General features: G+C 67.2%; 9 protein-coding genes. 5 read left to right on the top strand and 4 right to left on the bottom strand.

Going from position 1 to position 12,156, the window contains the following annotated elements:
• The 4 genes from tssM to F7R19_RS19210 all read right to left on the bottom strand — a co-directional run.
• The coding region (gene tssM, locus F7R19_RS19225) for a type VI secretion system membrane subunit TssM (protein ID WP_150981659.1) at nt 1–1,842 on the bottom strand (1,842 nt) is incomplete at its 3' end.
• Between the two features lie 46 nt (nt 1,843–1,888).
• Complete coding sequence (locus F7R19_RS19220; protein ID WP_150981658.1) at nt 1,889–3,451, bottom strand: hypothetical protein; 1,563 nt, start codon at nt 3,449–3,451, stop codon at nt 1,889–1,891.
• A 46-nt stretch (nt 3,452–3,497) separates the two neighbouring features.
• A complete protein-coding gene (locus F7R19_RS19215) occupies nt 3,498–3,764 on the bottom strand; it encodes a PAAR domain-containing protein (RefSeq protein ID WP_061959593.1) in 267 nt (88 codons plus the stop codon).
• Between the two features lie 52 nt (nt 3,765–3,816).
• On the bottom strand, nt 3,817–4,668 hold the full coding sequence (locus F7R19_RS19210; RefSeq protein WP_150981657.1) for a M15 family metallopeptidase: 852 nt from the start codon (nt 4,666–4,668) through the stop codon (nt 3,817–3,819).
• A gap of 183 nt (nt 4,669–4,851) precedes the next feature.
• On the opposite strand from F7R19_RS19210, the gene F7R19_RS19205 reads away from it, so the two are divergent.
• The 5 genes from F7R19_RS19205 to F7R19_RS19185 all read left to right on the top strand — a co-directional run bounded on the left by F7R19_RS19205 (nt 4,852) and on the right by F7R19_RS19185 (nt 12,150).
• Nucleotides 4,852–5,691 carry a hypothetical protein gene (locus F7R19_RS19205; RefSeq protein ID WP_150981656.1) on the top strand — a complete coding sequence of 280 codons (840 nt, stop codon included), beginning with the start codon at nt 4,852–4,854 and terminating at the stop codon, nt 5,689–5,691.
• A 90-nt stretch (nt 5,692–5,781) separates the two neighbouring features.
• Nucleotides 5,782–8,643: a type VI secretion system Vgr family protein gene (locus F7R19_RS19200; protein WP_150981655.1), complete on the top strand. Its 2,862-nt coding sequence runs from the start codon at nt 5,782–5,784 to the stop codon at nt 8,641–8,643.
• Nucleotides 8,644–8,646: 3 nt separating this feature from the next.
• Nucleotides 8,647–9,537: a DUF4123 domain-containing protein gene (locus tag F7R19_RS19195; RefSeq protein ID WP_150981654.1), complete on the top strand. Its 891-nt coding sequence runs from the start codon at nt 8,647–8,649 to the stop codon at nt 9,535–9,537.
• Entirely contained in the window at nt 9,534–10,163 is a 630-nt protein-coding gene (locus F7R19_RS29805) for a DUF3304 domain-containing protein (protein ID WP_170292615.1), read from the top strand. The genes F7R19_RS19195 and F7R19_RS29805 overlap by 4 nt, the downstream gene beginning before the upstream one ends.
• The gene (locus F7R19_RS19185; protein WP_150981653.1) at nt 10,153–12,150 is read left to right on the top strand and encodes a T6SS phospholipase effector Tle1-like catalytic domain-containing protein; all 1,998 of its coding nucleotides are present in this window, start codon (nt 10,153–10,155) and stop codon (nt 12,148–12,150) included. The genes F7R19_RS29805 and F7R19_RS19185 overlap by 11 nt, the downstream gene beginning before the upstream one ends.
• Nucleotides 12,151–12,156 lie beyond the last annotated feature (6 nt).

Genomic DNA, 12,156 nt, shown 5'->3' with positions numbered 1-12,156 from the left:
CATGGCGACGGCGGCCGAGGCCGGCGCGGCCGATGGTGCGGCGGACGCGGAAGCCCCGGTGGCCCCGGCGGCGACGGGCAGGGCGCCCGGTCCTTGCGCGGCCACCAGCGTGGTCGAGGCGGCGCCCGATTCGGGCGGGCGCACCATCGCTGCAAGCTGGTCCGGGTGCGCGTTCACCTCGGCAAGGAAGCGCTCGATCGCGCCGCCCACCGGCTTGAGCATCACCTGGCGCAGGCCGTTGTAGTACTCGTCCAGCAGCTTGTGCTGCAGCGTGTCGCCCTGATACAGGCCGAGCGTAAGCGCCACCGGATGCTCGCTGCGATAACGCTCCAATTGCTCGATGCGGTCCTGCAGAATGTCCAGTGCTTCGAGGCGTGCGCGCAGATCGACCCGGTTTTCCTGCATGCGCACGATCTTGTCGAGATCGGCCTGCACATTCGCAGTGAGCTGGCGGTTGCCGATGTAGGACCAGGTCCAGCCGCCCAGCAGCGCGCCCAGCAACACCACCAGGCCAAAGAACGTGACAAAGCGCGCGCGGATCTTGGCCGGGCTGGAGAACTGGCGCACGGTCTGGCGATCGGCGAATACCACCTTCGAGAACAGGTCGCGCAGGAAGAAGCCGTTCTTCGAAAACACTTCCTGTTGTTTGGTGGTGCCGTCGAGCTTCAGTCCGAAGCGGTTGGCGATGCGTTCGGCCGAAATGCTGTTGGTGGCCGATTCCTGCACCGCGCTGGTGAAGTAGAAGCCGCGGAATACAGGCTTGTACTGGAACGGATTGTCATCGAACAGCGTGATCAGGAAACTGCGCAGCGCAGGCTTGATCGAGGCGAATTCCAGCGGAAAACTCAGCAATCCCGGCGACAGCTTGCCGCCGCGCGCCTGCGCAATCTGCGCCACGCTGATTTCCTTCAAGCCGTCGTAGAGTTCGTCGAAGCGGGCGTCGAACGTGCCGGCCACGTCGAGCTTCTCGCCCGGAGCGAACGGCAGCGTGGCGCCCCAAACGCGGTCGCGCTCGTGCTTGTCGCTGTCGCTGAAGAATTCGGTAAAGCCGGTGATCAGGTCGGCCTTGGTGAACATTACATAGACCGGCGCGATCACTTCCAGGCGCTCGGTCAACTCCTGCACGCGCTGGCGCAGATTCTTCGCCAACTGGATGGCAAATTCGGGGCGGCTCTGCGTAATCTCGGGAATGCTGACGGTCACCACGATGCCGTTGATCGGCGCCTTGGGCCGGTAGCGCTTGAGCAGATCGAGAAAGCCCAGCCACTCCTTGCGGTCCTCGTCGTGCACCGCATAGCGGCCGGCGGTGTCGAGCAGGATGCCTTCGGTGGTGAAGAACCAGTCGCAGTTGCGCGTGCCGCCGATGCCGTGGATCACCGCCTGGCTCTTGTCGGCAAACGGAAACTGCAGGCCGGAGTTGAGCACCGCCGTGCTCTTGCCCGCGGCCGGGTTGCCGATCACGATGTACCACGGCAGTTCATAGAGCGCCTCGCTGCCGGACATCTGGCCCAGCTTGGAGCCCTTGATGGTCTTTACGGCGTCGACCAGGCGGCTGCGCAGCACTTCCACTTCGCCGCGCTTTTCCGATGGCGCTTCCTCGACCGCGTCGTTGGCCTGCTTTTCCAGCATCACGCCGAGCCGCGAGCTGGCTTGCCGGGCGCGCACATGGCGCCAGGCAAAGGTGATCAGCCATGCCACGATCAGCAGGCCAATCGCCACGCCCACCCAGATCAAGCCGAGTTCCAGCGATTTCGCCAGAAACAGCAGGACGATGGTCAGCGCCACGACACCCAGCACGGACAACGTGCGAGTGTGGGTCAGGAATCTGAGGATACGTTGCATAAGGGGCGGTCTGGAACTTTCTATCTCTGGATTGGATCGTGCAGGGTCATGCGGCAACTGCCGCCGCGTCCTGCGCATCTTGAGGGGCCTCTACATCGGCACCGGCCGGCGGCGACATGGCGATCGCGCCGCGCTGCTGTGCGTCGCTGGCGCTGATGGCCAGCACCGGCGCGCCGGCTTCCTGCGTCATCTGGTGAGCCAGCGCCACGCAGAGCAGTGCGCTGGCGGCGCCGGTGTAGCCGCACGCGGCGCCTACCGGCAGCAGATCGGTGGACAGGTCGCGGTCCGGGAAGCGATCGGAAAACACTCGCGCTACTTCGAGCGTGCGAACCGGATGCGGCACGATGTCCGCAAGCACCGCGCCGATTTCCGGCGGCTGTGGTTCGGCGGCGTCGCTGGCCGCGGCTGACGCGTTGTCGCCATGTTTGTCCTGGTTGTCGGGCGTCTGCGCGGCGGGCGTCAACTGATTGACCGCTTGTGCAATCAGGTTGGCCAGCACGACCGTGCGAGGCAGGCCCTTGTCGGCCGATGGCGCATCGAGCCGGGCCACGCAGGCACGACCCAGTTGCGTCGGCGCGCTGGCGTCGTCCACGCCGATCTCGCTGGCGAACGACGCGACGGGGGGCGCCAGCAGCAGGCCCGCAGCGGCTTCCGCCGGCACCACGCCGTGCGGGCAATCGGGGCCGAACAGCTTGTCGTGATGGCGCAGCGCAGCGACGGCCCGCTGGCCGATCAGCGACTCGGCCGCCACCAGCGCGCGCACGACGCGCTCGGGCTGGCGATTGAGCGTGGTGACGGCGCGATCGAGCAGCAACAGCGCGTCGGCATCGCCGCGCGCGGCCAGCGGTTCCAGCGTGATGCGATCCACCGGCCACAGCGCGGCCAGTTGCTGGCGCACCAGCCCGGCCGCCGCCGCTTGGTGGGCCGGGTCGGTGGCGCGGGGCAGCAGCAGCGTCAGTACCAGATGGATCGGTTCGGACTGCGCAGCGCTCGCTGCGGCGGGCGCCGGAAACAGCCTGGGGTAGCGCGCGAACGCTTCGGCCAGCAGGCGCTGCGAGATGTCGGCGGCCAACGCCACCATGCGCACCGCTTCGTCGCTCCAGTCCAGCTCGGCGTCGATTTGGCGCAGCGCCGCGCGCGTAGCGTCGAGGTCCATGTCGAGCTCTGCAATCGGCGCCGCATAGAGCGGATTGCCGTCGTGCAGCGCGTCGCCAACTTCTGGCCGCTTCTGCGCGACCAGCGCAGCCAGCGTCATCGCCGCGCCGGCGCCGTGCGTGCTGCGCAGCGCGCTGGCCAGCACGGGCGCATGCCAGCGGCGCGTGGGATCGTCGGACTGGGTCTCGGGCAATTCGCCGCCGGCCTGCGCCGCCTCAGTGGCGGCCGCGGGCGTGGCGCGCATGGCCAGGACGTTGCGCCGGATGCCGTCGAGCGCGCCGCGGATGACGAGGTAGGCGGCGATCATGCCGGCCGGCAGCAGGAACAGATGCGTGACGATGTCCGTGGAAGTCGGCATGCGGTTGATCGACTGCCACCAGAGGAGCGTGGCAATCCACACCACGGCAAACACCGCGATGACCGACAGGCTGAACTTGAGAACGCGTACGAACATGGCGAATAAGAGAACGCGGGGCGGGGCGCTGCGCGGCGTGGCGCGTTCAAGCGCTGCCGGTCAGGCCCTGGGTTGACAGCAACGTGCAGCCGCACGACCCCTTGTCGCCATGGCGCGCGGCGGCGCGGCCATCGATGATCACGTTCGGATCGCCACTGACGATGGTGACCTGACTATGGCCGGGCCGCGGGCAGATGACGTGATCGCCCACGCAGGCGATGCCCTTGCCGCCGGTCGTCATGGTGCCCGATGCGCTCACCACGGTGCCGCCGTGGTCGGTCTTGTCACCGAGCACGATGAATGGCTTTGTCATGTTTGCAATTCCTTCCCAATGCATCCCGTCCAATTCGCCGCCGCCGTGGTCGTCATGGCGCGGGCTTCTTGCCAAGCACGCCGGCGCGGCGCAGCTCGACGTGACCCAGGTCCATCATCTTCCAGCGGCCGCCCCAGGTAAGGCCCGCCGATTCCGCGATCTGACCGTACAGCTCGTATCCGCGCATCGCCCACGGGTCTTTCTCGCTGATCACCAGCTTGCCCTCGCGATAGAACGCGCAGTCCGCCGCCAGCCCGTACTGGTGATAGCTGTGGTACGCCCCGGCCTGCGTGACATTGCTGCCCAGCGCCGCCAGCCTGGCTTGCCGCTCGGGGCTGCGATAGCCTTCGAGCAGCGCCATCTCGTAGCCGTGTTCGTCGCGCATGAGCTTGAACACCAGCAGCAGCCGCTGCTTGAACTCTGCGTCAAGCTGCTCCCAGTTGCGGCTCGCCTCGCGGATCGCCGGCCGGATGCGCTCCACCTCGGCGGTGGTAAACACGTCCGGCGGCAACGGCGGGGGCGGCACCAGCCGCTCGCCGTTGAGCAGCGCGGCGATCTTTTCGTCGGGCTCGCGCGATGCATCGTCGTCGAACTCGAACACGTGCTCGCCCCGCAGCGCCAGCGCCACCAGCGGCGGCGTGGCCACCACGCCCGCCGCGCACAGCACGAACACGCGGCGACGCGCCACAAAATGCCTGAACGCATCGGCAGAACTGGCCGCCTGCCCGATCGACGAACGCAATGTGCCGGCCGAGCGCGCACCGGCGGCCGCGGTGCCCGCGCTGACGCGGTGCCAATGCGCGCGCGCGGTCGTGAACACCCGCTGCCGCACATCTGGCAGCAGCAGTACAGCGGCGGCAGCCACCATCAGCAGGAAGTAAAGGGTCAGGGCCAGGTAGATCATCGTTATGTCGAGCCGTGCATGACCTCACCCGGAGTACCGATGCCTGCGGCGCGGGCAATAGTATATTTGCAGTTATGCCAAATACGACATTAAAATCACCTCGAATTTATTTTGATACCGCGTCCGGACGATGACATATTGTGTCAATTTTGCCCGGACCCCAGCCGCGTTCCGAGGGCCTTGATGAGTACCAGCGACGAATCGAAACGGGATACACCCCCGACGCTCTTTGGCCCCCAGCAAGGGCAGGAGGGCGGCGCCGACGTACGCATCCTGGCTGGCCTGGAAGGGCGTGTGCCGACCGCCGCAGCCGTGCGCCCGGGCGCCAGAACCGCCCGCGGCGGCCGCCAGCGCGCGATTCTGGCGTTGGTGGCTGTGCTGATGCTGGCGGGCGTGGCCTCCGCGTGGTGGGCCCACGAGCGCGACGACGTGGTGGCCGCCAACCCGGCGCCCGCGCCGGCCCCGGCGACGAATGCCGCCCCGGCGGATCCGTCGGAGCCGACGCCTTCCACTGCATCTGTGGCCGGGATGGCACAGCCTCAAACTGAAACGGCCGTTTCGAACGTGACACCCGACGGCGCGGCAGACGCAACAGTCATCGATGTGTCATCTGCCGCTGCGGCGCAGTCGGCAAAGCGTGATGAGGTGGCGCTCGATCAGCTCGGACGCACGCCGGAATCGGCCACTGCGGCCGCCATGGCCAGCCTCGCGGCGGTTGGCGCAGCCCATGCGGCCACGCACAAGCATGCCGGCGATGCTCCGAAATCGTCGCCCGCGGTGGCAAAAAATACAAATGCCAAAAGTGATGGAAGTGCTGCGAAGGCTGAGGTAAAGTCTGGCAGCGCCAATTCACTGGCCAAGGCCGGTTCCAGCGATCGCAAGAAGGCCACGCGCAAGAAGGCGCCGGCCTCGCGCGCGGAGGACGATCCGGATGCCGATGTGCTGGCTGCGCTGATGGCGCCGCCGCCGTCTTCGACCGTCGCCACCAAGGGCCGGACCCGGTCCACCACCCGCACGCAATAGCGCGCCCACGCCGCGTACGCCGGACATTCGCCTGCCGCCGCATCCGCGACGCATGCAGGCGAAGCCCGCAGCAGCCGGCGGCAGACTGCCATGGATACCAGCAGCCAGACCCCAGATCTCCTGAACGCGTTTTCGCCCGCAGGCCGGCTGTACCGGCTAGAAGGCGAGGGCGCGGTGCAACAGCTTGCCGTGGAAGCCTGGATCGGACGCGAAGCGCTGTCCGAGCTTGGCGAAATGCGCGTGATCGCGGCCAGCGCCAATGCGCAGATTCCGCTCAAGGAGTTCATCGGGCAACGTGTCACCTTGTTTACTCGGCTGGCCGATGGCAGCGAGGCGCGCCGTTCCGGCCTGGTGCGCAGCGCCGAGAAGCTCGGCGCCGATGGCACGCTGGCGCGCTATCGCCTGACACTGGTGCCCTGGCTCTGGCTGGCCACGCAGCAACGCCACAGCCAGGTGTTCCAGGACCGCACGCTGGCCGATATCGTCGGCCTGCTGCTGTCGCCTTACGCGCCATTCCAGTCGTGGCGCTTCACCGCCAATGCACAGCAGCGCATCGACGAGATCGGCGCGCGGGCGCATGTGAGCCAGTATCGCGAAACCGACTACGCCTTTTTGTCGCGCCTGCTGGCCGAGGCCGGTCTCGGCTTTGCCTTCGTCGAAGACGAGCAGGCGCCCGCGCAGCACACGCTGACCATTTTTGCCGACAGCGCCGCGTTGCCCGAGGACTCATCGGGCGACGTGCGTTATCACCGCGCGCACAGTCAGGAAGAGGCCGACGCCATCCAGCAGCTGATCTGCCATACGCGCATGAGCGCGCCCGGCATCGCCGTGGTGGCGTGGGATCACGGCGCCAAGCGCAGCATGCGCGCGCACGCCCCGGCACGGTTTGGCGGCAGCGCGCAGTGTCCCGATTCGTACCTGTCGGTCAGCCAGTCCGTGGTCAAGGACGAGGCCGGCGCGCAGCGCCTGGCGACACAACTGATGGAAGGCATCGAAGCGCGCGCCCAGCTGTTTGCCGGCCGCGGCAGTGTGCGCACCTATGTGGCGGGCGTGCGCACCCGGGTGACCGATTGCCCGCATCTGCCTGGAGGCGATAGCGGCGCGTATCCGCTGCTGCTGGACGTCGTGGAGCATTGCGGCATCAACAATCTGGTCGCGCAAGCGCGCGCGTCGATCGATAGCCGGCTGGGCAAGCTTGCCGATGCGCTGGTGTTCGATGCGCCGCCCACCGCGCCCGAGAATGGCCCGCAGACGATAGGTTTTCTGGTCGACAGCGCAGCCATCGAACGCCGGAATGTGGATGCCCATCTGCTTGCCGCCGCGCGCGAACAGGGCTATGCCAACGCTTTCCGGGCGATCCATGCCGATCGGCCATGGCGTCCGCGCGTGACCGATGCGACGGGCGCAAGGCTCTACGCCAGTCCAACCGTGACCGGTGTGCATACCGCGCGCGTGGTGGGACCCGAAGGCGAGACCAGCGCCTCGGGCGCGGAGCATTACGTCAGCCCGCACGGCGAAGTGCGCATCCGGTTTCCGTGGCAGAAGGGCGAGCGGCCGGACGACCGCAGTTCGCGCTGGGTGCGCGCCGCACAACGGCAGGCCGGCGCGGGCATGGGCTGGCAGTGGCTGCCGCGCATCGGTCAGGAAGTGCTGGTCAAGTTCGTCGATGACGATATCGACCAGCCTGTCGTGGTGGGCGCGCTCTACAACGGCCAGGGCGAAGGCGGCATTGCGCCCAGCCCCGGCGGCAAGGCCAGCGACAGCGGCAACGCCGAGGTGTACAAGCAGGCCAGCGATACGGCGCCCAGCGCGCAGGCCAACGTGGCCGGCGGCGCTGCACCTGCGTGGCATGGCATGAGCCAGGATCAGGACGGCCATCGCAACGCTGCGGCGCTGAGCGGTTTCAAAAGCCGCGAGCATGGCGGCGAAGGCAGCAACCAGTTGGTGTTCGATGACAGCGACGGCCAGCTGCGCACGCAACTGGCCACCACGCTGCAGTTTTCGCAACTGAACCTTGGCCACTTGATCCACCAGCAGGACAACACCCGTGGCAGTTTCCGCGGCCACGGGTTCGAGCTGCGCACCGATGGCTACGCCGCCGTGCGCGGGCAGGCCGGCGTGCTCGTCACCACTTACTACGACGCGCAATCGCAGCGTCCCGTGCCGACCGGCGACAACGCCGCCGGCATCGCGTTGATCCGACAGGCCCGCACGTTGACACGGACGCTGAGCGATGGCGCCGTGTCGCACCAGGCCCCCGCGCTGGCCGTGGCGCGCGGCGACCAGGCGCCGCTTGGCAAGCTGGAAACCGCCGCGCAGGGCATGGTCGACGGCAAGGACTTGTCCGCCGCCCAGGCCGACGCCGCCGCGCGCAACACGCGCACCCCGGGCAAGGTGCCCGCGCAGGGCGCGGCGATCGTGCACCTGAATGGCCGCGCCGGCTTTGCGGCCATTGCTGGTCAGCATCTGCAGATGGTCAGCGGGGAAAGCATCAGCCTGAGCAGCGGCGAGGACACCAATCTGGCCGTGGGCGGACAGGCGCGCTTTCACGCCAAACAGGCGTTCGGCATTGCCGCCGCGCTGGAGAAAGCCGGCGACGACAACACCGGCATCCGCTTGATCGCCGGCGAAACCGATATCGACATGCAGGCGCAGCACGACGTCATGAAGCTGCAATCGCAGGGCGACATGAAGGTGGTGTCGCGCAATGCCGCCGTCGATTTCGCCGCCGCCAAACGTATTCGCGTGGCCACGGCAGGCGGCGCGTCGATTACCATCGAGGGCGGAAATATCACCGTGGAAGCCCCCGGCGTGATCACCTACAAATCCGCACAACGCAAATTCGATGGCCCGACCCAGGTGCAGGCCGACCTGCCGCTGATGCCGAACAACGTCTGCAAGGAATGCCTGGCTGCCGCGCAGGCATCGGGCGCGCCGTTTGCGGCCAGGTAGCCGATGATGTCGCGCCAGGAACCCACGCCGCAGGAATCCCCGCTTTGGCAGTCGCTCGATGCGTTGCCGCCATCTGGATTGGGCGTGCATCGCTATCTGCTGGTGAACCAGGGAGCGCTGCAGGGGCAGGCTGCGCTGGTCTCGCGCCTGCTGACGCTGCCGCATCATGCGCTGCTGGGCCAGGACGCCGACGCCTGCAGCGACGGCGTGACGCCATTCCTGCTGCGCATCGATACCGGCATCGCCAGCCATCGGCATCAGATCGCTGCGCTGGCCGATGCGGCCTGCTATGCCAGCGCCCTGAGCGTGATCGACAGCGCGCTCGAATTGCGCGACCTGGCGCGCGTGCTGACCGCGCGCACCGAGGTGCTGCTGTCCGACGACATGCCGATGCTGCTGCGCTTCTTCGATACGCGCGTGCTGTTTGCGCTGCTCGAAACACTGACCGAGGCGCAGTGCGACGCGTTCCTGTCATGTGCGGTCCACTGGTGGGCCGCCGATCGCGAAGGCGCCATGGTGCCCTGCACGCGGCTGGATGCCGGCGGCGTCGATACCTTTACCGCGCCGCTGCGGCTCACGACGGCGCAGGAAGTGGCGATGATCACGGCATCGGAACCGGATGCCGTGATGGACCTGCTGACCACCCGCGGCACGCCCCGATTCATGGCGATCCCATACCCGGCGCGTTATCCCGTGGTGCGCGCGATCGTCGAGCGCGCACGCGGCTGGGGCTTGCGGGATCTGCCGGACATGCAGTCGTTTGCCATGCTTTGCATGCTGGCCGGCATGGATTTCGACCAGCGCGAGCCGTGGGCCGCACTGCTGCCCGAAGTCAGCGACGGCCGCCTGACATTCAACGAGGCGCTGCACCGCGCGGCGGAGCAGGAAGAATGAACCGCAAGGATGCCCAGATGTTGTCGAGTCATACCCCATCATTCATCAAGCGCCTGCTGGCCATGCTGTTATGCGTGCCGGTGTGGGCCGCCGCCAGCGCGGCGGAATTGCAGATGTCGCCCAAGACCCGCGCGATGCTCGAATCGGGCGGGCCGAGCTTCAATGGCACGCGCCTGTACACGGGGCCGCATCGCACGCCTGCGGGGATGGGCGGGCTGACCATCGTCGGCTACAACTACACCGATACCTACATCGGCAGCTTTACCGTCAATGGCGCGGGCGGCGGCAATATCGAGGTCTCGTCGAAAACGTCCGGCGGTGGCGGCGGCACCTGCTGCGCTGCGGTGCCAGCCGATACCGCATTGCCCATCACGATTGATATCGCCTGGAAGCGCGATGGCAAGGTGCCCTGGTGTCGGCAGACCATTTTGCTGGACGGCCCGGTGCCGGCCGATCCGCAGTATCTGGAGGTGCATTTCTTCCAGGACGGCACGATCAAGGCGGCGATGTCCGACTATCCGTCGCCGCCGCGCCTGCAGCTCGATCGCGTCAGCTACGTCAAGCGCAAGGCGTCGGGCAACGTGAACCACGACAGCAAATACGGTAGCTGTGGCCATGACGACTAGTGCCGAAGCGAAGAAGGTGGCGCCGCTCGACCAGCCGCGGGAAAACCTGGCCAGCGGTGCGGATGCTGCGGACTGGGATACGGCCGGCGTGGCGCCACCCGGCAAGCCGCGCAAGGCCGGGGCCAACGCGGCGGCCGCCGGTGTCAACGAACAGGGCCAGCAGCGGCCGCCGGCGCCGTGCCCGCAGTGCATCACCGTGTCGTTCTTCTTCGATGGCACGGGCAACAACATGGACGCGGACACGCCGACCGGAGAACACAGCAACGTGGCCCGGCTCTATCGCAGCCACTATGCCGACGACGATATCAAGCATATCTACCGTCGCTACATTCCTGGCATCGGCACCTATTTCCGCGACATCGGCGATCCGGGCGGCAAGATGACCGGCAGCGGCATGGGCGCGCTCGGACAGGCGCGCCTGGACTGGGCGTTCAAGGAACTGGCCAACCTGCTGATCAAGGCCGAGGCGCGCGCCAACAATCCGTCCAACAAGATCGTCAAGCTGCGCATCGCGATCTTCGGCTTTTCACGCGGCGCCGCACTGGCGCGCGCCTTCGCGCGCGATCTGCAGAAAAGCTGCGTGGGAAGTCGCGGCAACTTCAAGGTGCGGGGCGGCGCGCTGGGGACATCGGGCAAGGTCGTGAAGGGTGGGTACCCGATCGAGGTCTATTTCATGGGCATTTTCGACACGGTGGCATCGGTCGGCCTGCCCATGAGCACTAACAATGCGCCGGTCAACCGCCGGCGCAGCTTCAGCTGGCGTTCGGCGTTGAGTTACCCGTACGGCGGCATGCAGTCGGACCAGGACCTGAAAAATCTCGCCTTTGGCGAACCGGGCGCGGATCCGTCGCCTGGGCCCGCCGATGGTCACGGTGCGTGGGGCGATGGCCTGCGCATTGCCGATCTGGTTACGCAATGCATGCACATGGCTTCGGGCCACGAGATGCGCAACTCGTTCCCGCTCGACAGCGCGCTGGACGGCAATCAGTATCCGCTCGGCACCCATGAGATGGTGCTGCCCGGCGTCCACTCGGATGTCGGCGGCGGCTATCGGGAAGGCGAGGGCGGCAAGTCCAGCGTTCTGGCCATTGTGCCGCTGCGCATCATGCTGGAGCGCGCCGTGGCAGCGGGCGTGCCGATGCGCAGCCTGTCGGAGCTGGCATCGGCCGACGAACTGAGCGATTTCGCGCTGGACGACGCGGGGCGCCAGCGTTACGACAAGCTGCTGCCGCTGTGGAACGCCTATATCGCGCAAGTGCCGCAGGGCCTGCCGCTGGGCAAGACCGTGCTCGCGCATATGAAGCTGTACTGGCGCTTTCGCTTGTCCGCTGCGGTACGGCGTTCGGCAGGCGCCAACGCCACGCAGGAACAGAAGCGCATCCAGCAGAACGAGAGCGGCTTCGCCAAGGACCGCGCGGCGCTAAGCACCGCAGCGAAGGACAAGGCGCGCGATTACTACCGGCTCCAGGCGCAGCGCGCCGATGCGGAATCCGCGCTCAGCGCGGCGCAGAGCAGCCCCGGCTACGCCAACCAGACCGACATGTGGCGCGGCATGGTGACGGACCTGAAGAAGAAGGAAGAGGCGGCCCACGACGCCTGGCGCAAGGCACAGGCGCGCGTGGACGGTGCGGCCAACGACGGCGACCTGCTCGAGAACATGAAGGAGTTCGACGCGTGGCTGCTCGAGGACGCCGAGGCGCTGCACAAGTGGCACAAGGACGACCCGTCCAAACGCATGCGGCCGCACTACCAGGCGATCGTCGATGCCTACACCGAAGTCGTGGTCAACCGCAAACCGCTGGCGGAATCGTCCGACCTGTACCAGTTTTTCTCGGTCTACGTGCACGACTCGCTGGCGGGCTTCGCGCTCGACAACACCCGCACCTCGGATCCGCGCGTGCTTTATATCGGCGACGACAATAAGGAAAAATACGCCTCGCTGGAGCGCCGCAAGCAAACCACGGGCGGCGAGATGCAGACCGCCTGAGACGCG

Source organism: Cupriavidus pauculus (genome assembly GCF_008801835.1).
Lineage (GTDB): Bacteria > Pseudomonadota > Gammaproteobacteria > Burkholderiales > Burkholderiaceae > Cupriavidus > Cupriavidus pauculus.
This window is presented reverse-complemented; position numbering and strand designations above follow the sequence as displayed.